This is a genomic window from Asanoa iriomotensis (genome assembly GCF_016862515.1).
GTDB lineage: Bacteria > Actinomycetota > Actinomycetes > Mycobacteriales > Micromonosporaceae > Asanoa > Asanoa iriomotensis.
The window spans coordinates 19,597-44,489 of sequence record NZ_BONC01000006.1 but is presented as its reverse complement, the minus strand read 5'-3'; the positions used below and the strand labels follow the sequence as shown (position 1 = coordinate 44,489).

The following is a 24,893-nucleotide window of genomic DNA, read 5'->3' as shown; positions in this document are numbered from 1 at the left end:
GCGGCCACCCGCCGCCCCGACCCATGCCGCCGAACTCATCCCCAGGAGGCATCCATGCGGAAAGCCGTCCTCGCCACCGCCACCGTCCTCGTCGCCGGCCTGCTGGCCGGCACCGCCGCCATGCCCGCGTCCGCCAGCAACGACGGGCCGCGCGACGTCCACCCGTCGCTGCGCGACGATCTGGTCGCCTACTACGACTTCGACCACCCGGCCAAGGGTGATGCCGCGCTGGAGCGCGACCAGGGCCGGTCCGGCACCGAGATCGACCTCGTGAACGGCGGTGCCGACATGCGGGTGCGCGAGCGCGCGTACCGCGGCAGCGGCAACGCTCTGCAGACCCGCCAGGTCGAGCCCGCGCTCGCCGGCAACGACGACTGGAAGGCCGGCATCTACGCCCAGCCCGGTGTGCGCACCCTCCGCCCGTTCAACGCCGTCGCGGGTACCACCGTGATGGGTTGGTTCAAAGTGGACATGGACGCGCCGGCCCTGAACTCCAACACCGCCGACCCGGCCGACCGGTTCAACGCGATCGGCCTCGCGGGCGTGCTCACCGGCGACTCGGACGGCCACGGCGTGCGGGCCCTGCTGGAGCTCATCGACGTCAACGGCGAACTGCGCCTGGTCGCTCTCGGCCGGCGGATCGACGGCGGCAACTCACAGACGTTCGCGGCGGACCAGCCGTGGCAGACCGTCCTGCCGCGCGGTGAATGGGTCCACCTCGCAGCCACCTTCAACTTCGCCGACGGCACGCTGGCGCTCTACAGGAATGGTCAGCCCCTTGACGGGTTCTACACCCGCACCGACGACCCGTGGCTGGTGAACGGCCCGGGCCCACACGTCACCACCGCGTCGGACCCACGCGGCATCAAGATCGGTGGGAGCTACCCGCAGGACACCCGTGAGCAGAACCCGTGCGACTGCCGGATGGACTCCCTGATGTTCCTCGACACGGTTGTCTCGGCGCGCGACGTCGAGAAGCAGTACCGGCACATGGTCCGTGGGCGCTGACCCGCCCCGCCGTCCCATGAGAACGGAGTAGTTTCGTGCGCACCTCCACCGGACGTAGACCGTTGACCACCGCCGCCCTCACCGCCACCACCCTCGCCCTCTCGCTGCTCGTCGGGGCGCCCGCTCAGGCCGCCGAACCGATCTACGACCCTGTGCCCACCGCGCAGGTGCAGAGTCGGCTCGGGCTGGTCCTCGAGGAGTACACCTCGTTCCCCAAGAGCGACCCCACGCCGGCGCCCACCGACATGCGGCTCATGCGGCAGGCCCGGATCAACACGATCATGGAGCTGCCGGACGGGTCCGGCCGCCGGGCCGTGCCGGATCTCAACGGCAAGCTCTACTTCGTCGAGGACGGCGTGCCGCACGTCTATCTCGACGTCGCCGCCACCTTCGCGCCGCAGTTCTTCTCCGGGCGGGGGCTCGGTCAGGGTTTCGGATACGTCGCGTTCCATCCCGACTTCAAGCGCAACGGCAAGTTCTACACCATCCACACCGAGCAGGCTTCGCTGACGACCGAGGTGCCCGACTGGGCGCAGACCGGCACGCTGTTCCACGGCGTGATCAGCGAGTGGACCGCGACCGACCCGGCGGCCGGCACGTTCGCCGGCAGCCGGCGTGAGGTGTTGCGCGTGGGGTTCGGCGGGCAGGTGCACGGCATCCAGGAGATCAACTTCAACCCGACCGCGCGGCGCGGTGACGCCGACTACGGGATGCTCTATCTGGCCGTCGGCGACGGTGGGCTCGGCGTGCGCAACACCGACCCGCAGAACCTGGCGGTCCCGCACGGCAAGCTGCTGCGGATCGACCCGCTGGGCACCAACGCGGCCAACGGGGCGTACGGCATCCCGCCGTCGAACCCGTTCGTCGGTCAGGCCGGCAAGCTCGGTGAGGTCTACGCCTACGGCTACCGCGACCCGCACCGGTTCAGCTGGGACCGGGCCACCGGCAGGATGTACCTCGGGCACATCGGCGAGCACGCCATCGAGGCGATCTACGAGGTGCGGGCCGGCGACAACATGGGCTGGAGCGAGCGCGAGGGCGCCTTCGTCTTCGACAAGACGTCGACCAACGCGTGCGACAAGATCTTCCCGCTGCCGGCCGACGACGCGGGCTACACCTACCCGGTGGCCGCTTACGACCATGACCCCGCTCCGGGCTGGAACTGCACCTCGGACGTCGGTGTCGCGGTGGCCGGCGGGTTCGTCTACCGCGGCAGGGACGTGCCGAAGCTGCACGGCAAGTACGTCTTCGGCGACCTGGTCGACGGCCGCGTGCTGTACACGGAGGCGAGCGAGATGCGCCGCGGCCGCACGCCGGCGACGATCCACCGGCTGGCGCTGTTCGACGCGGCCGGCACGCCGGTGCGCATGCAGGACCTCTCGGGCCCGGGTGCGCCCGGCGACCCCAACCGGGTCGACCTGCGGTTCGGCACCGACGCGCAGGGCGAGCTCTACATCCTGGCGAAGGCCAACGGCAGGATCTGGAAGGTGACGGGCACGCGGGAGTACGCCAGCGGCGCCGCCGGCAACGTTTCCGTGCGGGACACGATGCGCCCGACCAACTGGGCGCCGGTCACCCCGTCGAAGTGGCGCTTCGAGAACGGTCAGGTCATCCTCGCCGAGGCCGGTGTGGCACGGCCGGGTCCGCGGCGGCCCTTCGAGTACGCGGTGCTGACCGCCGGCCCGGTGTTCGGTGCCGTGGACGTCACCGCCGAGGTGCGGCTCGACACGCCCGTCGAGGTCAGCAACCGCGACGTGATCATCGTGTTCGGCTACCGGTCGGACACGGAGTTCTACTACGCGCACGTCTCGACGGACAACACGATCTACCCGCACAACGGCATCTTCAAGGTCAACAACGCCGACCGCGAGCGGATCGACTACCAGTGGAACGGGCGGTCGCTCGGCGCCAACCCGGCGATCGTGGACGCCAAGTGGCACACGGTGCGGGTGAAGCACCTGCCGGCGACCGGCGAGATCGCGGTCTACATCGACGGCGTCAAGGACCCGCTGATGACCGCGAAGGACACCACGTTCGGTTCGGGTCGGGTGGGCTTCGGCTCGTTCGACAACATCGGCCGGCTGCGTGAGCTGAAGGTGAAGGGCACTCCCGCGGCCTGATCCTGGGCCAGGGAACGGACGGGCGCGGTCTCGCACCGCGCCCGTCACGGTCTGTAGGTAGCCGGCCCCTCACCGTGAGTGAGGGCTTTCGGCCCCGTGACGGCCACCACCGGAACAATCTGAATATGGCCCCTGACCAGGCAAAATGCGCCGCTCGGCAGTCCCGCGGCCTGGGCGGTTTACGCCGGCGAGGCCAGCATGCGAGGGATTTGACCGCTTCCTAGGAATGCGATCTCAGGTTGGCCGGCTACCGTGAGTGATCCGCCGGACGATCTCCTCTGGGAGTTGGACACCATCAGCCACGACGCAGGTCCCCACGTCATCGAGCTAGGCGCCATCAAGCCCGCGTTGGTCCGCGCCGCTCGCCTGTTCGCCGAGACCGCGCTTGTCCCGACGGGCATCCTCTACCTGGTGATGCACACCGCCGGCCTGCTGCCCGCGCTGGCGGCGGTGATCGGGTGGTCGGTGCTCACGGTGACGATCCGCTGGATCAAGGGCCGCCACCTCCCTGGCACGCTGCTGGTCTGCACCGGCGCCATGGTGGCCCGCGCGTCGGTCGCGCTGGCGTTGTCCAGCGCCTTGGTCTACTTCGTCCAGCCGGTGATCGCGTCCGTGTTCATGGCGGCGTTGTTCCTCGGCAGTGCCCTGCTCGGCCGGCCGATCACCAGGCGCCTGGCCCGCGACTTCGTCGCGCTGCCGCTGCACCTGCGCCACCACGCGGGGCTGCAGAAGGTGTTCGTGCAGACCGCCGCCCTGTGGGGCCTCGGCCGCCTGGTCGACGCCGGCATGAGCATCGCGTTCCTGCGGATGGGTGTCGACGCGGCCGTCCTGTCCCGCGGCGTCCTCAGCGCCACGCTCACCGTCGTCATGATCGCGATCTGCGCGGGTTGGGGCATCCGGGCAATCCGCCGCATGCCCGACCTCAGCTTCCGGTTCGGCCGGCCCAAGGTCCCGGCCATGACCCCGGCCCTGGCCGCGGCGTAAGACCCACCTCGAGCCCGGCTCTCCCCCGGGAGCCGGGCTCGCCCCCCGAGCCCAGCCCACCCCAGGGCGGCTCACCAGATCGGGGGCCTGGCTCACCCCCCAGAGCCAGGCCCACCCCCCGAAACCCCCGAGCCCAGCCCACCCCACCCCCGGGGGTGGGCTGCGGCGTCGAGGATCGCGTCGATCAGCGCCGCCGTGGCCGGTGAGGGTGGGCGGTCCGCCGGGGTGGCCAGACCAACCGAGAGGTCCAGTGCGGCGCCCGCCACCTCGATCACCGACGTGTCGGCGCTTTCGCTGCCCGTGCGCGGCAGGAACGCGACGCCCAGGTTGTTGCGGACCAGACCCAGCGCGCCCGCCTGGTCGGAGGCCTCGAACGGCACGTCGCGGACGATGCCCGCGCGGGCGAACGCCCGGTCGACCAGCGTGCGGCTGCCCCAACCCTGCGGGAAGTCCACGAACGTCTCGTGCTCGAGGTCGGCCAGTGTCACGGACGGCGACGCGGCCAGGCGGTGGGAGCGCGAGCAGACCAGGTACCAGCGCATGGTCCCGAACTCGTGCAGGCGGATGCCGGGTGGCCGGTCGATGGTGCCGACGAGAGCGAGGTCGAGCCCGCCGGCCGCCACGTCGGCCAGGTGACCCTCCGATCCGCGTGGCGCGCCCCGCAGGCGGATCGTCACCCTCGGATGGGTGTCGTGGAACCGGCCGAGGATCGCCGGCAGGTCGATGCGCAGCGCCTCCTGCGCCTCCTGCACCGTGCCGAACGAGGCCGGGCAACCCACCCGCACCGTGCCGCGCAGGCCGCCGCGCACCTGGGCCACCGCGTCGCGGGCGTGGGCGGCCGAGCTGAGCACCGCGCGCGCCTCGGGCAGCAGGGCCTGGCCCGCGTCGGTGAGCGCGGTCGTGGTGTTGCGGCTGAACAGCGGCGAGCCCAGTTCCCGCTCCAACTTCCGGATCGTCGCGGAAACCGCCGACTGCGCGACGCGTACCCGATGTGCTCCTTGGGTGAAAGTGCCTTCCTCCGCGACGGCTACGAAGTATTCGAGCTGTCGGAGTTCCATTCCCTCACTATCGCGGATCGCGATGGCCGCCATCCCGGAGTTGTGTGGGCGGCCGGCGCCGGAGGCTCGACCATTGCGCGGAAACGGTCAGACCAAACGGGGGTTCGAAAGAGATGACCGACATCACGGTACGAGACGACGTGGCGGATCTGGCCCGCAGCGTGGCCGGCCCGGTGTGGCTGCCCGGCGAGGACGGCTACGCCGCGGAGACCGCCACCTGGAACCTGTCCGAGGCGCAGCGACCGGCCGTCGTGGTCGGCGCCACGTCCGCCGGCGACGTGCGGGCCGCGGTGCGGTTCGCCGCCGGCCACGGGCGCCCGGTCGCGGTGGTCGCCACGGGACACGGCGCGGTGATCGACTCGGACGGCGCGGTGATGGTGAACGTGCGCCGGATGAACGGCATCACGGTGGACACCGGGGCGCGTGCGGCGACCGTCGGCGCGGGCGTCGAGGCGCGGAACCTGGTCGAGGCCACGGCCGAAGCGGGTCTGGCGCCGCTGGCGGGCTCGTCGCCCAACGTCGGCGTGGTCGGCTACACGCTCGGCGGCGGGCTCAGCCCGACCCTGGGGCGCACCTACGGCTACTCCGCCGACCACGTGCGGTCGTTCGAGATCGTCACCGCCGACGGCGAGCTGCGGCGGGTCGACGCGGACCACGAGCCCGACCTGTTCTGGGCGGTCCGCGGCGGCAAGGGCAACTTCGGCGTGGTCACCTCGCTGACCGTCGACCTGGTGCCGATCACCCGGCTGTACGGCGGAGGCATGTACTTCGCCGCCGAGCACGCCGAGAAGGCCGTGGACGCGTTCCGCCGGCTGACTGCGGCGGCGCCGGACGCGCTGTCCACCTCGCTCGCGTTCCTGCGCCTGCCCCCGGTGGACTTCGTGCCCGAGCCGCTGCGCGGCCGCTTCACCGTCCACGTGCGACTGGCCTACCTGGGCTCGGCCGCCGACGGCGAACGGCTCGTCGCGGACCTGCGGGCGAGCGCGCCGAGGCTCGTCGACACGGTGGCCGAGATGCCGTTCACCGGCATCGACGCCATCCACGCGGACCCGGTCGACCCGTTGCCCGGGTACGAGGCCACGACCCTGCTGCGGGACTTCCCGGCCGAGGCCGCCGACGCGCTGCTGGCCACCGCCGGCCCGGCGGTGGACACCCAGGTGCAGGTGATCGAGGTCCGGCAGCTCGGCGGCGCGCTGGCCCGGTCGCCAAGGGTCGCCAACGCGGTCGGCCACCGCGACGCGGGCTACCAAGTCCAGGCGAGCGCCGTCGGCGAGCCAGGCGCGGTGGAGACCTTCCGGCAGCCGCTGACGAGCGTCGTCGACGCGATGGAGCCGTGGACGACCGGCAGCGCGATGGCCAACTTCATGGCCGTCTACGACATGCGGCCCGACGGCGCGCGGCGGGGCTACGAGCCCGACGCGTACGCCCGGCTGGCCCGGATCAAGAGCGTCTACGACCCGGCCAACCTGTTCCGCGTGAACCTGAACATCCCGCCTGCGGGCTGACCGGCGTCCAGAATCTGAGGATTTTTTCGTTTGGTCCAGGTCGGCGAGCTAACCTGAAAGGCGCCAACTACATCTTTGCGACACCGCTGCGGCCCTCCGGAGCCGCCGGACACGCGTGACGATCCGTCACGGGACACAGAAGGCAGCCGAGGAGGGCCTTGCCATGACGCTAGCCATCGATACTCGTGATCTTGTTCAGCGCTTCCTCGATGTCCGCCGCATGACCGACGCCCTGGCGGCGCGCCTGTCGGCGGAGGACCAGACCGCGCAGTCCATGCCCGACACCAGCCCGACCAAGTGGCACCGGGCGCACACGACGTGGTTCTTCGAGGAGTTCGTCCTGCGCGCGGACCCGGACTACACCGAGTTCGACCCGAGCTACCGCTACCTGTTCAACTCCTACTACGAGGCGGTCGGCCCCCGGCATCCGCGCCCGCAGCGCGGGCTCGTGACCCGGCCGGGGATCGTCGACATCGGACGGTACCGGTCCTATGTCGACGAGGCCGTGGTGCGGGCGCTGGACGGCGGACGGCTGGGCGAGCCGGCCCAGCGGCTGATCGAGCTGGGCACCCACCACGAGCAGCAGCACCAGGAGCTGCTGGTGATGGACATCAAGCATCTGTTCTCCATCCACCCCTTCGGGCCGGTCTACGTCGAGCGGCCAGCCGACGACCAGAGCCCGGCCGCGCCGCAGGCGTGGTCGCGGGTGCCCGGCGGGATCGTCGAAATCGGGCACGACGGGCGAGGGTTCGCGTTCGACAACGAAGGACCGCGCCACCAGGTCCTGCTGTCGGACTTCGAGATCGCCGAGCGTGCGGTCACCGTGGGCGACTGGCTCGAGTTCATGGCCGACGGCGGGTACGACCAGCCCGGCCTGTGGCTGTCGGACGGCTGGGCGACGATCAACGCCGAGGGCTGGCGCGCCCCCGGCTACTGGCAGCAGGTCGACGGCCAGTGGACCACCTACACGCTGTCCGGCCGGCGGCCGGTGGTGCCGGGCGAGCCCGTCTGTCACGTCTCGTTCTACGAGGCCGACGCGTTCGCCCGCTGGGCCGGCGCCCGCCTGCCCACCGAGTTCGAGTGGGAGACGGCCGCGACCCACCGCGCCGAGCGCCGCGGCCAGTTGCTCGACCCGGACCGGGTGCATCCCGGCCGCGCCGGCTCGGCCATGGTCGGCGACGTGTGGGAGTGGACCGCGTCGGCGTACCTGCCCTACCCCGGCTTCGCGGCGGCACCGGGTGCCGTCGGCGAGTACAACGGGAAGTTCATGTCGGACCAGCACGTCCTGCGCGGCGCCGGCGCCGCGACGCCGCCGGGGCACGAGCGGATCACCTACCGCAACTTCTTCCCGGCCCGCTCCCGGTGGGCGTTCAGCGGGTTGCGGCTGGCCCGGAGCGCCGCCTGATGAGCGGCGGCGGGCTGGCGGGCGACGCGCTCGCCGGGCTGTGGGCGTCGCCGCCGTCGTTGCCGGCGCGGTGGTTCTACGACGAGCGGGGCAGCCGCCTGTTCGACGAGATCACGCGGCTGCCCGAGTACTACCCGACGCGGCGGGAGACCGAGATCCTGCGCGCGCACGCGGCCGAGATCGCCCGCCTGGCCGCGGCGGAGACGGTGGTCGAGCTGGGCGCGGGGATGTCCACCAAGACCCGGATCCTGCTCGACGCGTGCGCCGCCCGCCACTTCGTGCCGGTCGACGTGAGCGGCGTCGTGCTCGCCGAGGCGGCGGCGGCGATCGCCCGCGACTATCCACACACGACCGTCGAGCCGGTGGTCGCCGACTTCGCCGAGCCGCCGTCGTTCCCGGGCCGCTCGGGCGCACGCCTGGTGCTGTTCCTCGGCGGCACCATCGGCAACTTCGACGACGCGCAGCGGGCCACCTTCCTGGCCCGGCAGCGGGCCGCGCTCGCGCCCGGCGACCATTTCCTGCTCGGCGCCGACCTGGTCAAGGCGCCGTCGCGGCTGCTCGCCGCGTACGACGACAGCGTCGGGGTCACCGCCGAGTTCAACCGCAACCTGATCGAGGTGCTGCGGGCGACGCTGGACGCCGAGGGGCTCTACGTCGACGACTTCCAGCACGCCGTGCGCTGGGATCCCGAACGGCACCGCATCGAGATGTGGTTGCGGGCCCGCCGGGACGTGACGGCCCGGTTCCACGCGCTGGGCCGCGACTGGAAACTGCCCGCCGGCGACGGCATGCTCACCGAGATCAGCGTCAAGTTCCGGGTGCCCGACCTCCACGCTGAGCTGGTCACGGCGGGGTTCGCGCCGGTGCGCACGTGGACCGACGCGGCCGGCGACTTCTCGTTGACCTTGGCCAGGGCGCACTAGCGTTGGCCTGTCCGCGGTGTGCCTCCTGGCATACCACCCAGATGGACGTTGGGGGCAGATGATGGCACAAACTCCCGCCTGGGACCGGGTCGACAAGGACAACGTCGTGCGCGCGCTCGAGGAGTACGACCGGCTGGGGCCCGACAGGTTCTTCGCGACGCACGGTTTCGCACCCACCACGACGTACCAGCTCGTCCGGGACGGACGCCGCTATCCACCGAAGGCGATCCTGGGCACGGCGTACGAGTTCGCCACCGGCGAGAAGCTGGCCTCGGGTGACTTCGAGGGCGGCAAGAGCGGTGCGGTGAAGGTGCTCGACCGGATGGGCTTCACCATCGAGCACACCTGATCACGGCCGCGGCGCCGTGGCGCGGGCGAGCAGACGGGGCCACGCGCCGCCCGGTGCGGCCCAGACGTGCCGGTCCGCATAGGACCAGGCGTAGACCGGATTGCCGTCGCGGACGAGGTCGCACAGCTCCGGGCGGTCCAACTCGGTGGCGGACCACTCGTACAACCGCTGCAGTCGGGGTTGGATGACGCCGTAGTCGAGCGTGCGCCCGAGCTTGTTCTCGCGGTCCAGATAGGACCGCAGCTCGCCCGGCGGCGGGTAGGTGTCCGGCAGGATCCGGCGCAGCGCGAGGAAGACGCCGGCCATGCCGAGGCGCGGGTCGCCGAGGAAGCGACCCAGCACGGCGAGCCGGCCGAGTGCCAGCCGCGGCGCCGACACCAGGGCGTGGGTGTAGAGCACCCGGAGCAGGGCGACGTTGAGGAAGAAGCGTTCGAGCTCCGGTTCCTGGTCGGCGAGCGCCCGGTGGTCCAGGTAGCCGGCGACGACGCTGGCGTTGTGTGCCCGGTACCAGTGCGGTGGTGTGGGTCGCTCGATGAACGACAGCCACAGGTCGACGGTCGGCGAGGTGGACGCGCCCGGCGTGCCGCCCGAGCGGGCCATCGCCTCGCAGCCGTCGACCAGCAGCCGTTCGTTGACCGCACGCCACCAGGGGCTGCCCGAAGCCGGGTGGAGCACACCGCGGTCGGCCTGCCACCGCATGAACGACAGGGCGGCGCGGCGGAACGGCACGTGACGCGGCGCGCGCCCGAACGGGCCTCGGTAGGTCCGCGCGAGCAGCGCGATGCGCCGGCCCGGATCGTCGCGCGCCGCCGCGACCTGGGCGGCGGCCCATTCCGCGGCGGCGTTCGGCATGCGAGAAGACTAAGGCTGCGGCGGGGGGTACGTCGGTAGGCCGGGCGCGGGCGACCACGGCGCGGGTGGCGGCGTGATGCCGAGGGCGTAGGTGATGGTCAGCGCGTTGGTCGGCTCGACCCGGGCACGCATGTCCGCGTACGCGGCCAGCGTCAGCGGCGCGACGAGGATCGCCAGGGCGCCGCCGAGCACCGCGCCCACCAGCGTGGAGACGATCGAGCCGACGATGATCGCGGTGTCGCCGGTGAGCGACGCGCTGGCCACCGCCTGGAAGACGCCGCCGACGATGGCGCTCAGGATGCTCACGCCGATGGTCAGGCCGATGATGGTGGCCAGCCGGCCCGCCGACGCGCCGAAGTCCTTGTGGAAGAGCGTGAAGCAGCGGCCGATCGCGTTCGTCCGCTCGACCGCGACCACGACCGGAAGCACGGCCAGCACCGCCCACACGTAGAAGACCGGCAGCACGCAGAGGCACAGGCCGACGACGAAGATCGGGACCGCGAGCAGTTGCCACCCGATCATCGGCAGGAGCCGCCGGACGGCGAGTTGCAGCGAGTCGCCGATCCGCACGGGGGCGCCGACGGCGACGCTCGCCCCGATGTGCACGACCGCGAGCGTCACGATGCCCGTCACGATGACGCTGAGCAGCGCGCCCGCGATGGTGAAGCCGAACAGGCCGAACAGCGGGCCCATGTCGAGCTGTCCGACGTCGTTGGTGGTGGTCAACCCGCGCTGGAGGTCGTCGGAGATGAGCGCGCCGTACACCGCGACCGGCGCCTGGACCATGAGGGCGACGGCCAGGCCGACCACCTGCACCAGCGCGATCGGCTTCCAGCCGCGGCGGGCGATCGCGACGCCGCGCTGCCACCAGCCGCCGTAGGTCGGGCTGACCAACGGATCGGCCTGCTGGTGCAGCGGCGGCTCGTAGCCACCGGGCGGCACCCAGCCGCCTTGATTGGGATAGTTCTGGGTCCAATCGGTCATGGTCGCCTCGGCCGAAGATCGAAGTCTGTTGCCGCGGTCGGCCACAGACGGGACCACACCATAAGGGGTGGGTGCCACCGTTGGTGACCCGGAGTGGCTAGTCCGTCCGGTACGTGAGGAAAGCCAGGTTGTCGCCGATCCTCCGCGAGTCCACGAGACGCAGGGCCGTCGCGGAGGCGAAGAGGCGGTCGCCCGCGCCGGCCACGGACGGATAAACCATCAGGCGCACCTCGTCGACCAGGCCACGGTCGAAGAGCGCGTGTGCCAACTGCTGACTGCCGTACACGACGATGTCGCCGTCGATCCGGCTCTTGAGTTGTTCGACCTGGGCCAGCGCGATCACTGTCGTGTTGGGCCACGGCAGCTCGGTCAGGGTCGTGGAGACGACGTACTTGGGCAGGTCCCGCAGCCGGTCCGCCCACTCGCCGGTGCGCGTGACCCACCGGCTGGCGAACCAGTCGTAGCTGCGCCGGCCCAGCAGCATCGCCGTCGACGCGATCGCCTCCTCCTGCTCGACCTTGGCCCACGCGGCCCGGTCGTCGTCGCTGAGCCGGTTGGCCCACCCGCCGATGCCCTCCTCCCCCGTCGGGTCCTGCCCGACGCCGTCGAGCGTGACGTTGTGACTGACGATGATCTTTCCCATGGCTGTGCTCCTTCCGGTGTCACCCGGTACCGACACCGCTCACGACCTGAAGGGGGCGGCGCCCCTTTTCGCCGCGCGCCGGTGTCCGTACCCGTGAGTGCGAAAGGATGGGAAACGTGACCGACGTGATCACGCGAGCGCGGTCCGGCGACGGCGAGGCGTTCCGCGAGCTGACGGAGCCGTACCGCCGGGAACTGCTGGTCCATTGCTACCGGATGCTCGGATCGATACAGGACGCCGAGGACGTCCTGCAGGAGACGCTGCTGGCGGCATGGCAGGGCATCACCGGGTACGAGGGCCGGGCGGCGCCGCGCACCTGGCTCTACCGCATCGCCACCAACCGGTGCCTCAACGCCCGCCGGTCGGCCGCCCGCCGCCCGGCCAAGGAGTGGGACGTGCCGCACGTCGACCCACCCGAGCCGTCCCGGCTGGGCGAGGTGGTCTGGCTGGAACCGATCCCGGACACGGTGTTCGACCCGGAGGCCCGTTACGAGCAGGCCGAGTCGATCTCGCTGGCGTTCGTCACCGCGCTGCAGACGCTGCCGCCGCGCCAGGTGGCGGTGCTGGTGCTGCGCGACGTGCTCGGCTTCCACGCCGCCGAGGTCGCGGACATGCTCGACACCACGGTCGAGTCGGTGAAGAGCGCGCTCAAGCGCGCCCGCGCCGCCCTGCCGGCGCAGCCCACGCCGGGGCCCGAGGAGGCCGTGGTGGCCCGGTTCGTCGCCGCCTGGCAGTCGGCCGACGTCGACGGGCTGGTCGCGCTGCTCACCGACGACGTGTTCATGTCGATGCCGCCGATCCCCTTCGAGTACGAGGGCCGCGCGGCGGTCGCCGAGTTCAGCCGGACCGTCTTCGCCGCGGGCCGCCGCTTCGACCTGGTCGCGACCCGTGCCAACGGCCAGCCGGCGTTCGGCGCCTACCTGCGCACCCAGGACGGCCAGAGCCACGGCGTCGGCCTCTACGTGCTCACCCTCGACGGCGGGCGGATCAGCGCTCTGACCCGCTTCGAGAACGGCCACCTGGCCCGCTTCGGACTGCCCCGCGCGATCCCGACACCCTAGTCGCCCGATGGTCACCCAGCGTCCACAAGCTAGTATCTTGTCGTCATGGCAGTATGTTAGTACAAACCCTTGACAGGCAATCGGCGCAGCGGCAAACATGGCAGCCCGACGCGAAGGCGACAGCAAGGGACGGAAGCGGATGCGGATCGGGCTCGCGGGTGTCGGACGGATCGGGGCGTTCCACGCCAGGACCCTCGCCGCGCTGGATTTCGTCGACGACCTCGTCCTGTTCGACGCCGTGCCCGCGGCGGCCAAGGCGCTCGCCGACCAGGTGGGCGCGGGCATCGCGAACGACGCGCCGGCGCTGCTGGCGAGCGGCATCGACGGCCTCGTGATCGCCACGCCCACCCCGGGCCACGCGGCGCTGCTCCGGGCGGGCATCGCGGCCGGCATACCGACCTTCTGCGAGAAGCCGGTGGCCGCCACCCTCGACGAGACCATCGACCTGGCCAACCTGGTCGCGGCCGGCGAGGTCCCGGTGCACGTCGGCTTCCAGCGCCGCTTCGACGCCGGCTACCAGCGGGCGCGGGCCGCGGTCGCGCACGGCGAGCTCGGTTTCGTCCACACGATCCGGGCCAACACCAACGACCAGGCGCCGCCGCACGCCGCGTACATCCCGACCTCCGGCGGCATCTTCCGCGACTGCAACGTGCACGACTTCGACATCCTGCGCTTCGTCACCGGGCGAGAGGTCGCGACCGTGTACGCGACCGGCGCCAACAAGGGCGCCGCCTTCTTCGCGGCGGCCGGCGACGTCGACACCGGCGCGGCCGTGCTGACCCTGGACGACGGGACGCTCGCACTCGTGTCCTCGACCCGCTACAACGGCGCCGGCCACGACGTACGCATGGAAATCCTCGGCGAACGCGGCAGCATCGCCGTCGGGCTGGACGACTCGCTGGCCCTCGACTCGGCCGAGGAGGGCGTCGACTTCCCGCGCGGGCCGCGGAAATGGTCCTTCATGGAACGGTTCGGGCCCGCCTACCGCGCGGAGCTGACCGCGTTCGCGGACGTCGCCCGGGGTGAGCGGCCCTCGCCGTGCACGGTCCGCGACGCGCTCGAGGCCTTCCGCGTCGCCGAGGCGTGCGAGCTGTCCCGGGCCGAGCATCGCGCGGTCGCCCTCACCGAGGTCAAGGGGCTGTAGGACCGATGAGCATCACCCGGAGGATCGCCGGCGCACCCATCTCCTGGGGCGTCTGCGAGGTGCCCGGCTGGGGCCACCAGCTCCCGCCGGAGACCGTGCTGCGGCAGATGCGCGAGCTGGGCCTGGCCGCGACGGAGTTCGGCCCCGAAGGCTTCCTCCCGGACGCGCCCGCCGACAAGGCGGCGACGTTGAGCCGCTACGGGTTGGCGGCCGTCGGCCAGTTCGTCCCGGTCGTGCTGCACGACGCGGACCACGACCCGCTCCCGGCCGTCCAGCAGGCGATGGACGGCCTCGTCGCGGCCGGCGCCTCGACCGTCGTGATCGCCGCCGCCACCGGCCAGGACGGCTACGACGACCGCCCGGTCCTCGACGACGCCGGCTGGTCGACCCTGCTCGGCAACCTCGACCGCATCACCGACGCGGCCGCCGCCCGAGGGCTGGCCGCCACCCTGCACCCGCACGTCGGCACGCTGGTCGAGAGCGGCGCCGAGACCGCCCGTGTCCTCGCCGGCAGCCGCGTCGGCCTCTGCCTCGACACCGGTCACCTGCTGATCGGCGGCGGCGACCCGGTCGCTGTCGCCCGCGCGCATCCCGACCGGATCGCGCACGTCCACCTCAAGGACGTCCGCACCGACTGGGCCGCCCAGGTCCGCGCCGGGTCGGCGACCTACACCGACGCGGTCGCGGCCGGCATGTACGTGCCGCTCGGCCAGGGCGACGTCGACCTCTCCGCGATCGTCACGGCGCTGGAGAACGCGGGCTACCAGGGCTGGTACGTCCTCGAACAGGACACGATCCTCTCCGCCTCCGAAGCCGACGGCCCGGTCGAGGCCGTGCGGGCCAGCATCGACTGGCTGTTGGGCACCACGACGAAGGTCGACCGATGACGGCGTACGACCTCGTCGCGATCGGCCGATGCGGTGTCGACCTCTACCCGCTGGAGCACGGCGTCGGGCTCGAGGACGTCAAGCACTTCGAGAAGTTCCTCGGCGGCAGCGCGACCAACGTGACGGTTGCCGCGGCCCGGCACGGCCGCCGGGCCGCCATCATCACCCGCACCGGCCGCGACGCCTTCGGCCGCTACGTCCACAAGGCACTGCGCGAGTTCGGTGTCGACGACGCGTTCGTCGCCCCCGTCGACGGTCCGCCCACACCGGTCACCTTCTGCGAGGTCTTCCCGCCGGACGACTTTCCGCTCTACTTCTACCGCTGGCCCACCGCGCCGGACCTGCTGGTCGAGCCTGCCGAGATCCCGGTCGACGCGGTCCGCGACGCGGCCGTCTTCTGGGCGACCGGCACCGGCCTGTCACAGGAGCCGTCGCGGTCCGCGCACTTCGCCGCCTGGCAGGCCCGCGGCCGCCGGAGCCACACCGTGCTCGACCTCGACTACCGGCCGATGTTCTGGCCCGACCCGGCCGAGGCGAGCGCCCAGGTGGGGCGCGCGCTGGACCACGTCACGGTCGCCGTCGGCAACCGCGAGGAGTGCGCCGTCGCCGTCGGCGAGACCGACCCGCAGCGCGCGGCCGACGCGCTGCTGGAGCGCGGCGTCGAGTTGGCAATCGTCAAGCAGGGCCCCAAGGGTGTGCTCGCCGCTACCGCGGACGAGCGGGTCGAGGTGCCGCCGTTCCCCGTCGAGGTGGTCAACGGCCTCGGCGCCGGCGACGCGTTCGGGGGTGCGCTCGTGCACGGGCTGATCGGCGGGTGGGACCTGCGCCGCACGCTGACGTTCGCCAACGTGGCCGGCGCGATCGTCGCCTCGCGGCTGGAGTGCTCCAGCGCCATGCCGTACTCGTCCGAGGTCGACGCGATGATCGCCCAGAAGGATGGATGATGACGGACATCGCCGGGTTGACCGAGATCCGGGTACGCGAACCGCGCCGGATCGTCGACGGCTGGGCCGCCCGCAAACGCCGCGACCTCGTCGGCGCGGACGGCCGGCTGCTCATCGTGGCCGCCGACCACCCAGCCCGCGCCGCGCTCGGGGTCCGGGGCGACCGGCTGGCCATGGCGTCCCGCACCGCGTTGCTGGCCCGTCTCGCCACCGCGCTGTCCCGGCCCGGTGTCGACGGGGTGCTCGGCACGCCGGACGTCCTCGACGACCTGCTGCTGATGGGCGCCCTGGAGAACAAGGTGGCGATCGGCTCGATGAACCGGGGCGGCCTGCAGGGTGCGGTGTTCGAGTTCGACGACCGGTTCACCGCGTACACGCCCGGCGAGATCGTGGCCCGCGGCCTGGACGGCGGCAAGATGCTGACCCGGATCTGCCTCGGCGACCCGGCCACCGCGGCGACGCTGGAGGCCGGCGGGCAGGCGATCACGGCGCTGGCCGACCACGGCCTGATGGCCATGGTGGAGCCGTTCCTGTCGGTCCGCGACGACGGCAAGGTGCGCAACCTGCTCGACCCGGACTCGACCATCACCTCGATCCACGTGGCGGCGGGGCTCGGCGCGACCAGCCGGCACACGTGGCTGAAGCTGCCGGTCGTCGACGACCTGCCGCGGGTCATGGACGCCACGACGCTGCCGACATTGCTGCTCGGCGGCGACCCGAGCGGTCATCCCGACGAGACGTACGCCGCCTGGGGTCGCGCCCTGGACCTGCCCGCCGTCCGGGGTCTGGTGGTCGGGCGGGCGCTGCTCTTCCCGCCGGACGGCGACGTGGCCGCGGCCGTGGACACCGCGGCGGGTCTGGTGCACGGATGAGCGACAACGCCCGCTGGGTGCGACCACTTGGGACGGCCGTCGAAGGGCCGTTCGAGGTGTCGATCACCGACGTGGTCGACGGTTGGGAGCACACCAGCCTTCGGGTGGTCACGCTCGCGCCGGGCGACGAGGTTTCGCTGCGGACCACTGACAGCGAGTTCGTCGTGGTTCCGCTGAGTGGGAGCCCCGCGGTCAACGGGACCCGCCTCGCCGGGCGCGCGAACGTCTTCGCCGGCCCTACCGATGTGGCCTACGTGCCCCGCGACGACGTGTTGACTGTGCACAACCCCGGGCCGGGAACGGCAAGGGTCGCGCTGTGCGGTGCCAAGGCGCGCAAGTCGTTGCCGTTCTCTTATCTGGCCGCGGCCGAGGTGCCCGTCGAGCTGCGCGGGGCCGGCACCGCCTCGCGGGAGGTGCGTAACTTCGGCATCCCCGGTGTGCTCGATGCCGACTCGATCATCGCGTGCGAGGTGATCACGCCGGCCGGCAACTGGAGCTCGTATCCGCCGCACAAGCACGACGAGGAGCGGCCCGGAGCGGAGACCGCGCTGGAGGAGATCTACTACTTCGAGGTGGCGGCTTCGGTCGAGGGCGTCGGGGACCCGGTCGGCTACCAGCGCGTCTACGGGACCGCGGACCGGCCGATCGACGTGCTCGCCGAGGTCCGCACCGGCGACGTGGTGCTCGTGCCGCACGGCTGGCACGGCCCGGCGATGGCGCCGCCGGGCTACCACCTCTACTACCTCAACGTGATGGCCGGTCCCGGCGCCACCCGCGCCTGGCTGATCTGCGACGACCCGGCGCACGGCTGGGTGCGTGGGACCTGGGCCGGCCAGGCCGTCGATCCCCGTCTCCCGATCGGAGGACGCCGATGAGGCTCACCGTTGGCCAGGCCGTCGTGCGCTTCCTGCGCAACCAGTGGACGTCCCGGGACGGCCACCGCGAGAAGCTGTTCGCGGGCTGTCTCGGGATCTTCGGCCACGGCAACGTCGCGGGCCTCGGCCAGGCGCTGCTGCAGGACGACGGGCTCCCCTACGTGCTCGCCCGCAACGAGCAGGCCATGGTGCACACCGCGGTCGCGTACGCCCGGCAGAAGGACCGGCTCCAGACCTGGGCGTGCACCGCCTCCGTCGGTCCGGGCTCGACCAACATGCTCACCGGCGCGGCGCTGGCCACGGTCAACCGGCTCCCGGTGCTGCTGCTGCCGTCGGGCACGTTCGCGACCCGAGTCGCCGGGCCGGTGCTGCAGGAGCTCGAGGTGCCGCAGGCCGGGGACGTCACGGTCAACGACGCGTTCCGGCCGCTCTCGCGCTTCTTCGACCGGGTCGACCGGCCCGAGCAGCTGCCCGCCGCGCTGCTCGGTGCGATGCGGGTGCTCACCGACCCGGCGGAGGTCGGTGCGGCGACGATCGCGTTGCCGCAGGACGTGCAGGCGGAGGCGTACGACTGGCCGGAATCGCTCTTCGACGCGCGCGTCTGGCGGATCCGGCGCCCGCGGCCCGACACCGTCGACATCGAGGACGCCGCCGCGATCGTCCGCGGCGCCCGCACGCCCATCGTCGTCGCCGGCGGCGGCGTGCACTACTCGGGCGCCGAGGCCGAGTTGGCGGCGTTCGCCGCCGCGACCGGCATCCCGGTCACGGAAACCCAGGCCGGCAAGGGTTCCCTGCCGCACGGCCATCCGCAGGCGATGGGCGCCGTCGGCTCGACCGGCACGACGGCGGCCAACGCGCTGGCCCGCGAGGCCGACGTGGTGATCGGCGTCGGCACGCGCTACAGCGACTTCACCACCGCCTCGCGCACCGCCTTCCAACACCCGGAGGTCCGGTTCGTCAACGTCAACGTGGCGGGCTTCGACGCGGGCAAGCTGGCGGGCCTTGCGGTGGTCGGCGACGCCCGCGAGGCGTTGACGGCACTGACCGGCGCCCTCTCCGGCTACACAGTGGACTCTGGTTATCGCGACCGCCAGGCGGGCCTCTGGCGGGACTGGGACGCCAAGGTCGAGGCGGCCTACCATCCGGCGGCGGGGACGACCGCCGCGGGCGTGCTCACCCAGGGGAGTGTGCTCGGCGCCGTCAACGAGCTGTCCGACCCGCGCGACGTGGTGGTCTGCGCGGCCGGGTCGATGCCCGGCGACCTGCACAAGCTGTGGCGGGTCCGAGACCGCAAGGCCTATCACGTCGAGTACGGCTTCTCCTGCATGGGCTACGAGATCCCGGGCGGCATCGGCGTGAAGCTGGCCGCCCCGGACCGGGACGTGTTCGTCCTCGTCGGCGACGGCTCGTACCTGATGATGCCGACCGAACTGGTCACCGCCGTCCAGGAACGGGTCAAGATCATCGTGGTGATCGTGCAGAACCACGGCTTCCACTCGATCGGCTCGCTGTCCGAGTCGCTCGGCTCACAGCGGTTCGGCACGGCGTACCGCTATCGCGACCCGGAGACCGGCCGCCTCGACGGCGGCAAGCTGCCGATCGACCTGGCCGCCAACGCCCGCAGCCTCGGCGCCACCGTGATCGAGGCGCGCAGCCGGGCCGAGCTGGAGCAGGCGATCAAGGACGCGAAGGCGACCGACGGCGGCCCGGTCGTGATCCACGTCGAGACCGACCCCACCGTCCACGGGCCGGACAGCGACTCGTGGTGGGACGTCCCGGTCAGCCAGGTCAGCGAGCTGGACACCACGCGGGCGGCCTACGAGACCTACGTCGCGGAGAAGAAGGCCCAGCGGCCGCTGCTCGACCCGTCGAACTAGTCCGTCGGGTATTCATCGGGTACGCGCATCGCCGGGCCGCCGACCTGCAGGCCGAGTGGTTCCGCAGGAAGGCGCTGATGCCCGGCATCTCCGTGCCGCGCAGGTCGGGTGTCCACGGGCTGCCCGACCACGGCGTGCCGACCTGGGCCAGCTCGGCCTCGGTGCGGAAGTGCAGCAGCACCGGCGCGACCCGGTCGTCGTAGTTGAAGTCGCTGCCGAACGACGAGTACCAGGGGAACACCCAGCCCATCCGCTCGCGGTAGGCGGCGAGCTTGGGGTAGGGCGCCCGCGGCACGGCGACCAGCGTGGTGTTGCGGACGTGCAACTGCCGCAGCCGGCCGATCTGGTCGGCGGCGGAGGAACAGCTCGGGCAGGCGAGATCCCAGTCGGGCCCGAACATGAAGTGGTGCATGACGAGCTGCGGCCGTCCGTCGAACGAGACGACCTCTGGCAGGTTCCTCATGTACGAGGGGTTGCTCGGGTCGGCCACTCTGGAGCAATGTCGGAGACCAAACCCGCCCGGGTTCCGCCCCGCTGGGTCGTTCGCAGCGCATGGGCCGTGCATCGCGGTATCTACCGCGGCAGCGGCGGCCGGCTGGGCCTGTCCCGGCCGCGCGGCAACAAGTACGGGTTGCTGCGCCTGACCACCACTGGCCGGCGCACGGGTCGCGAGCGCGGCGTGATCGTCGCCTACCTGCTGGACGGTCCGCGCTACACCACGCTGGCCATGAACGGCTGGGGCGAGCCCGAGCCGGCCTGGTGGCTCAACCTCAAGGCACATCCGGAGGCCCGGATCGACCTCGGCGGCGGCCCCCAGCCGATCCGCGCCCGCGCCGCGTCGGGCGACGAGCGCGTCCGGCTGTGGGAGCTGTGGAGCACGGTCGACAAGAACCTCGACGGGTACGCGGCCCTGCGCTCCCGCGAGACCGCCGTCGTGGTCTTCGAGCCGCTATAACCAGCTAACCGACAGCGCCGGGTGGTCGGTGGTGCCGGCCATGTCGATCGGCCAGACCGGCTCGGGTCGGGCCAGACCGGCTCGGGTCAGGCCGGACCGGCTCGGGTCAGGCCGGACCGGCTCGGGTCAGGCCGGACCGGCTCGGACCGGACCGGACCGGCTCGGACCGGCTCGGACCGGACCGGACCGGCTCATCATCGTGTGAACCTCACCGGATCAGGACACCCCACCTGCCTGATCGGGTGTGCGGGATCAGGTGACCCGGCGGCGTGTCGCGCAGACCAACCGCACCGGATCATTCGACGCGCACCCATCCCGGGCTGACCAGCCGCACATGATCAGCCCGGACAACCCGAAGCCGAACAGCCCGAAGCGCAGAGGGTCAACCACATCGCCTGCAATCCCTCGGAATAGATCGTCTAGAGCCAGGTGACCGACAACGCCGGATGGTCGGTCGTGCCGGCCATGTCGATCACGCGTTGCCGGCCGGTGCGTGCCGCGCCGGCGACGGCGACGTGCTGCACCCCGCCGTCGGAGTCCGTCACGTAGTTCGGCGGGAGGCAGGGCGTCAGGTCGCCGAGGTTGAAGTCGCCGCCGACCACCACCCGGCCCGGAAAGGCCGCGACAGCGACGGTGAAGAAGTGCCGGCACTGCGCGAGGGCGACGAACGGGTTCGTGCTGACCAGGTGGGTGGTGCAGGCGACGAACCCGCCGGCGGTCGGCGCGCACAGCCAGGCGCGCCCTTCCGGGCCACCAGGATCCTGGACCGGGTACGTGCCGCCACGGGCCGGCTGGTCGCCCGGCGCCCGCACCAGCAGGCCGATCCCGTACGGCTCCCCGTCGCGGCACACGATCGGTTGGCCGATCCGGCGGTCGACAGCGGGCTGGAACGCGACCGCCATCCCGCCCGCGCGGGCCAGCGCGTCCGCGTCGCCGCGGCAGATCTCGTTCAGGGTCACCACGTCGGGCCGCTCGGCCCGGATCACCGCGGCCGCGGTGGCCACCGACCGGCCCGTGTAGCAGCCGGCCCATCCGCTGTTGCACAGGTTCATCTGCACCATGTCGAGCAGCCGCGGCCCCCGGGCGTGGCTGACGTCCACGACGGCGAGCACGAGGCTGGCGGTTATCCCGAACGCTGTGAGACACCGGCCGAGGCGACGAAACATCGACCCCTCCCCACGCTCCGTCCACGAGCGACCACCCGATGTGCCGCTCACAACCTCGATTCGCGGCCGATCCCGCGCCGGATGGCCGCCACCTTCGACACTCGCTGTGACGACCGTACCGACAATCGGTGAACGTTGATGTCGTGCCGAATGACGTCCGCGCGCCGGGCGGGCGTCATCAGCGGTGATCGCACGCAGAGTTGTGCTGGCGGTCGCCTGGGCTTCAGCGGTTGTGCCGGCCCGCGATCCGTACGACAGTCACCATGCGCACCAACCACATGAGAGGAGAAATCGTGTCGTTGACCTTCGCGCGTCTGCCGCGCATGGCGGCCGGCGCGGCGATCGCCACGATCGTGTTGCTCAGCGGGTCCTCGGCGGCCACGGCCGGCGACAGGCACGGCGGGCATTCCGGTTCCGGTGAGTCGGTGCGGTTCGCGACGTTCAACGCGTCGCTCAACCGCGGCGTCGCCGGACAGCTCCGCGCCGATCTGTCCACTCCGGACAACGCACAGGCCCGGGTGATCGCCGAGATCATCCAGCGGGCGGCGCCCGACGTCGTCCTGATCAACGAGTTCGACTACGACCCGCGGGCCGCCGAGCTGTTCCGCGACAACTACCTGGCCGTCGGCCAGAACGGGGCCCAGCCCGTTCGCTACCCGTACCATTTCATCGCTCCGAGCAACACCGGCATCGCGTCGGGCTTCGACCTCAACAACGACGGGAACGTCGTCACCACGCCGGGTGCGGCCGGCTACGGCGACGACGCGCTCGGCTTCGGGGCGTTCCCGGGGCAGTTCGGCATGGTCGTCTACTCGCGCTTCCCGATCGACAAGCGGGACGCGCGGACCTTCCAGAACTTCAAGTGGAAGGACATGCCGGGCGCACTCCTGCCCGACGGCTTCTACTCGGCTGACGAGTTGCGGGTGCTGCCGCTGTCGTCGAAGAGCCACTGGGACCTGCCGATCGAGATCGGCAAGCGCACCGTCCACTTCCTCGTGTCCCACCCGACGCCGCCGGTCTTCGACGGCCCGGAGGACCGCAACGGGCGGCGCAACTTCGACGAGATCGGCTTCTGGTCCGACTACGTGACGCCGGGCAAGGGCAAGTACATCTACGACGACCGCGGCCGGCGGGGCGGCATCAAGCCGGGCTCGTCGTTCGTGATCGCCGGCGACCAGAACTCGGACCCGCTGGACGGCGACAGCATCTCGGGGGCGGCCCAGCAGTTGCTGGACAACCGCTGGATCGACGACGCGTTCGCACCGTCGAGCGCGGGCGCACCGGAAGCGGCGACGTTGCAGGGCGGCGCGAACGCGACGCACCGCAGCGACCCCCGCTTCGACACGGCCGACTTCGCCGACACGGCACCGGGCAACCTGCGCGCGGACTACGTCCTCCCGTCGCGCCAGGGCCTGTCCATCCGCGGCGGCGGCGTCTTCTGGCCGGCCCAGTCGGACCCGCTGTTCCGGCTGACCGGCGTGTTCCCGTTCCCGAGCTCAGACCACCGCCTGGTCTGGCTCGACCTCCGCACGAAGTAGTTCGCGACGGTTGCCGGTGAGGCCCAGACCTCACCGGCAACCGCGTCCTCTCGCGAGAGTCAGTCCTCGATGGTCGGCCGACCTCGACCACGCCTCTGGCAAGAACTCTGACCCGGTAGGCGTTGGGCCTAGGAGGCAATTCGGTCTCGTCATCGCGATCGTAAATCAACCCCCAGGACCCGGGAAGCGAACGCGCAACGGCAAGCAGCAGTTCGTCTATCGACTCCGACTCTTTCCTGCGACGATTCGCGAGTCCGGAGATCAGGACAGTCACCTCGCCGTTGGCAACGCGAAGATCGGCCCAAACAGACGCAGAGTTGACATCTGCGACGAGAGACCTCAGCTCTGGGGAAACATTGCCATGGAGGTCTTCCAGGTCCCCATCAGTGGATGTCGACAGCACGATCCAGCCGCGCACCTCGTACATTTCAGTCTCCTCGACAGTCCGGTCTCGCGGGCGCCGACGAGATCCTCAGCAGGTCGGCGGCCGGAAGGCCGGCCAGGCCCCAGGACGACCCGCGTCAACCTGAACTGCCACCATGACCTCCGTCGGTGGGCGTCGCCACGAATCACCGGCGGGCGAAAGACGAGCGAACGATTTCCCCCGAGCGGCGGTCGACGGTGGCGAAGAAGTTCCCGCCTCGGTGCTCGGCATTGGTTCGTATCCCGTAGCGGAACAGCCCCCAGGCGACCGAGACCGGCGCGACCCATTCGTATCCCTGCGCGATGCAGTGTTGGCGAGCGAGCTCGACGGCGTCCTCTCGCGACAGCGATCTGCGGCCGAACGCCACCATGACCACAAACCAGCAGACGACGAACAGCAGGACGCACGGAAGAATCACGGCCAGGAATATGCCGCGCCCGATCAGTTCGCTGGCAACCAGAATCTGAGCCGCCGCGCCGACGGCGGCCGAGATCAACAAACCCCGCCAGCACAGGACGAGCAACCGGTAGGACCGACGGCTTCGGGCCGCCCGCGCCCGCTCATCTGACACGAACTCTCACCACCCTGTCCCCTGCCACGGCAGCGAGGTCCGCCACGCAGGTGGGGCATCTTCCCTCCGGAGTCGGGCGCGGCGGTTGCCGGTGAGGCGAAACCTCACCGGCAACCGCCGCCAGCCCTACCAGCTGGGCAACTCGAGATCGAAGACGTCCGGGCCCACGCCTGAGCGTGTGCTCCACTCGGCCTTCTGGTCGCTGTCACCGGCGCCGTTCGCCAGCGGCCAGGCCGGCGTGCCGCGCCGCCCGTTCTCGGCGGTGAACGAGAAGGGTGCGGTGAACGTCCACCGACGACCCTCGGAGTCAGTTACCCGGGCACCGTCGTCCAGCATCGGGAAGGGGCGGTGGACCAGCTCACCGTCGAGGTTCCATTCCGATGCGGGGTCGAAGAACAGGCCGTGGTCGGCGAACTCCGATGTGGGTGGTTGCCCGACTCTCCAGGCAACCCAGCCCTTCCCGGACGCCTTGTACGCGTTCGTCGCGATCTCGAGGATGTAGATCTCCGTCTCCGGGACGTAGACGTGCGCCTGGTCGCCGGCGTCGAGCGTTTCCAGATCCTCGCGAAAGCGCTGCAGGGTGTGGCCCCAGTCCGCCGAGTCGATCCCCTGACCCGACTGTGCCGGGTCAGCGTCCGACCGGAACACCACCATGTCCTTGCGTCGCTTCGTGATCCGGACCGGCAGGTCGTCGGCGTGGAGTCGCCAGATGTCGCCTGGGCGGCCCGCGTCAACCGGTATTGCCACG

At 71.5% G+C, this 24,893-nt stretch carries 24 protein-coding genes and 1 pseudogene; 16 read left to right on the top strand and 9 right to left on the bottom strand.

All coding sequences use genetic code 11. The features are described from left to right. Nucleotides 1-54 precede the first annotated feature (54 nt). From Air01nite_RS06515 to Air01nite_RS06505, 3 genes are all read left to right on the top strand, one after another. Nucleotides 55-1,008, top strand: a complete 954-nt coding sequence (locus Air01nite_RS06515; RefSeq protein WP_203700978.1) for a LamG-like jellyroll fold domain-containing protein — start codon at nucleotides 55-57, stop codon at nucleotides 1,006-1,008. Between the two features lie 35 nt (nucleotides 1,009-1,043). Continuing rightward, on the top strand, nucleotides 1,044-3,128 hold the full coding sequence (locus Air01nite_RS06510) for a PQQ-dependent sugar dehydrogenase (protein WP_203700976.1): 2,085 nt from the start codon (nucleotides 1,044-1,046) through the stop codon (nucleotides 3,126-3,128). A gap of 252 nt (nucleotides 3,129-3,380) precedes the next feature. After that, the gene (locus Air01nite_RS06505) at nucleotides 3,381-4,112 is read left to right on the top strand and encodes a DUF3159 domain-containing protein (RefSeq protein WP_239090537.1); all 732 of its coding nucleotides are present in this window, start codon (nucleotides 3,381-3,383) and stop codon (nucleotides 4,110-4,112) included. Between the two features lie 92 nt (nucleotides 4,113-4,204). Here the strand turns inward: Air01nite_RS06505 and Air01nite_RS06500 are convergent, their stop codons facing one another. Continuing rightward, nucleotides 4,205-5,170 carry a LysR family transcriptional regulator gene (locus tag Air01nite_RS06500; RefSeq protein WP_203700974.1) on the bottom strand — a complete coding sequence of 322 codons (966 nt, stop codon included), beginning with the start codon at nucleotides 5,168-5,170 and terminating at the stop codon, nucleotides 4,205-4,207. 113 nt (nucleotides 5,171-5,283) lie between these two features. Here Air01nite_RS06500 and Air01nite_RS06495 point away from each other — a divergent pair, with 113 nt between their 5' ends. The 4 genes from Air01nite_RS06495 to Air01nite_RS06480 all read left to right on the top strand — a co-directional run bounded on the left by Air01nite_RS06495 (nucleotide 5,284) and on the right by Air01nite_RS06480 (nucleotide 9,352). Next, nucleotides 5,284-6,675 carry an FAD-binding oxidoreductase gene (locus tag Air01nite_RS06495; RefSeq protein ID WP_203700972.1) on the top strand — a complete coding sequence of 464 codons (1,392 nt, stop codon included), beginning with the start codon at nucleotides 5,284-5,286 and terminating at the stop codon, nucleotides 6,673-6,675. Between the two features lie 163 nt (nucleotides 6,676-6,838). After that, on the top strand, nucleotides 6,839-8,080 hold the full coding sequence (gene egtB / locus Air01nite_RS06490) for an ergothioneine biosynthesis protein EgtB (protein ID WP_275408184.1): 1,242 nt from the start codon (nucleotides 6,839-6,841) through the stop codon (nucleotides 8,078-8,080). Further along, nucleotides 8,080-9,003, top strand: a complete 924-nt coding sequence (egtD, locus tag Air01nite_RS06485; RefSeq protein WP_203700968.1) for an L-histidine N(alpha)-methyltransferase — start codon at nucleotides 8,080-8,082, stop codon at nucleotides 9,001-9,003. The genes egtB and egtD overlap by 1 nt, the downstream gene beginning before the upstream one ends. Before the next feature lie 58 nt (nucleotides 9,004-9,061). Continuing rightward, complete coding sequence (locus tag Air01nite_RS06480; RefSeq protein WP_239090536.1) at nucleotides 9,062-9,352, top strand: ScoMcrA-related endonuclease; 291 nt, start codon at nucleotides 9,062-9,064, stop codon at nucleotides 9,350-9,352. On the opposite strand, the gene Air01nite_RS06475 is transcribed toward Air01nite_RS06480, so the two are convergent. The 3 genes from Air01nite_RS06475 to Air01nite_RS06465 all read right to left on the bottom strand — a co-directional run bounded on the left by Air01nite_RS06475 (nucleotide 9,353) and on the right by Air01nite_RS06465 (nucleotide 11,831). Beyond that, a complete protein-coding gene (locus tag Air01nite_RS06475) occupies nucleotides 9,353-10,204 on the bottom strand; it encodes a hypothetical protein (RefSeq protein WP_203700966.1) in 852 nt (283 codons plus the stop codon). It lies immediately after the preceding gene. A 9-nt stretch (nucleotides 10,205-10,213) separates the two neighbouring features. Then, a complete protein-coding gene (locus tag Air01nite_RS06470; protein ID WP_203700964.1) occupies nucleotides 10,214-11,188 on the bottom strand; it encodes a hypothetical protein in 975 nt (324 codons plus the stop codon). A 97-nt stretch (nucleotides 11,189-11,285) separates the two neighbouring features. Then, complete coding sequence (locus Air01nite_RS06465) at nucleotides 11,286-11,831, bottom strand: dihydrofolate reductase family protein (RefSeq protein WP_203700962.1); 546 nt, start codon at nucleotides 11,829-11,831, stop codon at nucleotides 11,286-11,288. Between the two features lie 107 nt (nucleotides 11,832-11,938). Between Air01nite_RS06465 and Air01nite_RS06460 the strand changes: the two genes are divergently transcribed. The 7 genes from Air01nite_RS06460 to iolD all read left to right on the top strand — a co-directional run bounded on the left by Air01nite_RS06460 (nucleotide 11,939) and on the right by iolD (nucleotide 19,491). Next, nucleotides 11,939-12,892, top strand: coding sequence for a sigma-70 family RNA polymerase sigma factor (locus Air01nite_RS06460; protein WP_203700961.1), 954 nt, complete (start codon nucleotides 11,939-11,941; stop codon nucleotides 12,890-12,892). A gap of 97 nt (nucleotides 12,893-12,989) precedes the next feature. Then, on the top strand, nucleotides 12,990-14,036 hold the full coding sequence (locus Air01nite_RS06455) for a Gfo/Idh/MocA family protein (RefSeq protein ID WP_239090534.1): 1,047 nt from the start codon (nucleotides 12,990-12,992) through the stop codon (nucleotides 14,034-14,036). Between the two features lie 5 nt (nucleotides 14,037-14,041). Next, the gene (locus Air01nite_RS06450) at nucleotides 14,042-14,923 is read left to right on the top strand and encodes a TIM barrel protein (RefSeq protein ID WP_203700960.1); all 882 of its coding nucleotides are present in this window, start codon (nucleotides 14,042-14,044) and stop codon (nucleotides 14,921-14,923) included. Next, complete coding sequence (iolC, locus tag Air01nite_RS06445; RefSeq protein ID WP_203700959.1) at nucleotides 14,920-15,867, top strand: 5-dehydro-2-deoxygluconokinase; 948 nt, start codon at nucleotides 14,920-14,922, stop codon at nucleotides 15,865-15,867. Before Air01nite_RS06450 ends, iolC begins: the two co-directional genes overlap by 4 nt. Then, a complete protein-coding gene (locus Air01nite_RS06440) occupies nucleotides 15,867-16,739 on the top strand; it encodes a Cgl0159 family (beta/alpha)8-fold protein (protein ID WP_203700958.1) in 873 nt (290 codons plus the stop codon). Before iolC ends, Air01nite_RS06440 begins: the two co-directional genes overlap by 1 nt. Further along, nucleotides 16,736-17,614, top strand: coding sequence for a 5-deoxy-glucuronate isomerase (iolB, locus tag Air01nite_RS06435; protein WP_203700957.1), 879 nt, complete (start codon nucleotides 16,736-16,738; stop codon nucleotides 17,612-17,614). Before Air01nite_RS06440 ends, iolB begins: the two co-directional genes overlap by 4 nt. Continuing rightward, nucleotides 17,611-19,491: a 3D-(3,5/4)-trihydroxycyclohexane-1,2-dione acylhydrolase (decyclizing) gene (gene iolD / locus Air01nite_RS06430; RefSeq protein WP_203700956.1), complete on the top strand. Its 1,881-nt coding sequence runs from the start codon at nucleotides 17,611-17,613 to the stop codon at nucleotides 19,489-19,491. The genes iolB and iolD overlap by 4 nt, the downstream gene beginning before the upstream one ends. Here the strand turns inward: iolD and Air01nite_RS06425 are convergent. After that, entirely contained in the window at nucleotides 19,403-19,954 is a 552-nt protein-coding gene (locus Air01nite_RS06425) for a DUF899 family protein (RefSeq protein WP_203700955.1), read from the bottom strand. The two genes, iolD and Air01nite_RS06425, sit on opposite strands and share 89 nt — an antisense overlap. 96 nt (nucleotides 19,955-20,050) lie before the next feature. On the opposite strand from Air01nite_RS06425, the gene Air01nite_RS06420 reads away from it, so the two are divergent. Next, nucleotides 20,051-20,446: a nitroreductase/quinone reductase family protein gene (locus Air01nite_RS06420; RefSeq protein ID WP_239090533.1), complete on the top strand. Its 396-nt coding sequence runs from the start codon at nucleotides 20,051-20,053 to the stop codon at nucleotides 20,444-20,446. A 419-nt stretch (nucleotides 20,447-20,865) separates the two neighbouring features. On the opposite strand, the gene Air01nite_RS06415 is transcribed toward Air01nite_RS06420, so the two are convergent. Further along, a complete protein-coding gene (locus tag Air01nite_RS06415) occupies nucleotides 20,866-21,612 on the bottom strand; it encodes an endonuclease/exonuclease/phosphatase family protein (RefSeq protein WP_203700952.1) in 747 nt (248 codons plus the stop codon). A gap of 293 nt (nucleotides 21,613-21,905) precedes the next feature. Between Air01nite_RS06415 and Air01nite_RS06410 the strand changes: the two genes are divergently transcribed. After that, nucleotides 21,906-23,150 (top strand): endonuclease/exonuclease/phosphatase family protein, encoded by a 1,245-nt coding sequence (locus tag Air01nite_RS06410; protein ID WP_239090532.1) that lies wholly within the window; start codon nucleotides 21,906-21,908, stop codon nucleotides 23,148-23,150. A 94-nt stretch (nucleotides 23,151-23,244) separates the two neighbouring features. On the opposite strand, the pseudogene Air01nite_RS41850 reads toward Air01nite_RS06410, so the two are convergent. The 3 genes and pseudogenes from Air01nite_RS41850 to Air01nite_RS06395 form a co-directional block, all read right to left on the bottom strand. Further along, a pseudogene (locus tag Air01nite_RS41850) lies at nucleotides 23,245-23,577 on the bottom strand (Imm7 family immunity protein); the annotation flags it as partial. 142 nt (nucleotides 23,578-23,719) lie between these two features. Continuing rightward, nucleotides 23,720-24,145 carry a hypothetical protein gene (locus tag Air01nite_RS06400; protein WP_203700951.1) on the bottom strand — a complete coding sequence of 142 codons (426 nt, stop codon included), beginning with the start codon at nucleotides 24,143-24,145 and terminating at the stop codon, nucleotides 23,720-23,722. Nucleotides 24,146-24,271: 126 nt separating this feature from the next. Continuing rightward, entirely contained in the window at nucleotides 24,272-24,892 is a 621-nt protein-coding gene (locus Air01nite_RS06395; protein ID WP_203700950.1) for a hypothetical protein, read from the bottom strand. Nucleotide 24,893 lies beyond the last annotated feature (1 nt).

Coding starts and splice junctions, on each gene's coding strand:
- Air01nite_RS06515 (WP_203700978.1), top strand. CDS start 55: ATGCGGAAAGCCGTCCTCGCCACCGCCACCGTCCTCGTCGCCGGCCTG.
- Air01nite_RS06500 (WP_203700974.1), bottom strand. CDS start 5,170: ATGGAACTCCGACAGCTCGAATACTTCGTAGCCGTCGCGGAGGAAGGC.
- Air01nite_RS06495 (WP_203700972.1), top strand. CDS start 5,284: ATGACCGACATCACGGTACGAGACGACGTGGCGGATCTGGCCCGCAGC.
- egtB (WP_275408184.1), top strand. CDS start 6,839: ATGACGCTAGCCATCGATACTCGTGATCTTGTTCAGCGCTTCCTCGAT.
- egtD (WP_203700968.1), top strand. CDS start 8,080: ATGAGCGGCGGCGGGCTGGCGGGCGACGCGCTCGCCGGGCTGTGGGCG.
- Air01nite_RS06480 (WP_239090536.1), top strand. CDS start 9,062: ATGATGGCACAAACTCCCGCCTGGGACCGGGTCGACAAGGACAACGTC.
- Air01nite_RS06475 (WP_203700966.1), bottom strand. CDS start 10,204: ATGCCGAACGCCGCCGCGGAATGGGCCGCCGCCCAGGTCGCGGCGGCG.
- Air01nite_RS06470 (WP_203700964.1), bottom strand. CDS start 11,188: ATGACCGATTGGACCCAGAACTATCCCAATCAAGGCGGCTGGGTGCCG.
- Air01nite_RS06465 (WP_203700962.1), bottom strand. CDS start 11,831: ATGGGAAAGATCATCGTCAGTCACAACGTCACGCTCGACGGCGTCGGG.
- Air01nite_RS06460 (WP_203700961.1), top strand. CDS start 11,939: ATGGGAAACGTGACCGACGTGATCACGCGAGCGCGGTCCGGCGACGGC.
- Air01nite_RS06455 (WP_239090534.1), top strand. CDS start 12,990: ATGGCAGCCCGACGCGAAGGCGACAGCAAGGGACGGAAGCGGATGCGG.
- Air01nite_RS06450 (WP_203700960.1), top strand. CDS start 14,042: ATGAGCATCACCCGGAGGATCGCCGGCGCACCCATCTCCTGGGGCGTC.
- iolC (WP_203700959.1), top strand. CDS start 14,920: ATGACGGCGTACGACCTCGTCGCGATCGGCCGATGCGGTGTCGACCTC.
- Air01nite_RS06440 (WP_203700958.1), top strand. CDS start 15,867: ATGACGGACATCGCCGGGTTGACCGAGATCCGGGTACGCGAACCGCGC.
- iolB (WP_203700957.1), top strand. CDS start 16,736: ATGAGCGACAACGCCCGCTGGGTGCGACCACTTGGGACGGCCGTCGAA.
- iolD (WP_203700956.1), top strand. CDS start 17,611: ATGAGGCTCACCGTTGGCCAGGCCGTCGTGCGCTTCCTGCGCAACCAG.
- Air01nite_RS06425 (WP_203700955.1), bottom strand. CDS start 19,954: ATGAGGAACCTGCCAGAGGTCGTCTCGTTCGACGGACGGCCGCAGCTC.
- Air01nite_RS06415 (WP_203700952.1), bottom strand. CDS start 21,612: ATGTTTCGTCGCCTCGGCCGGTGTCTCACAGCGTTCGGGATAACCGCC.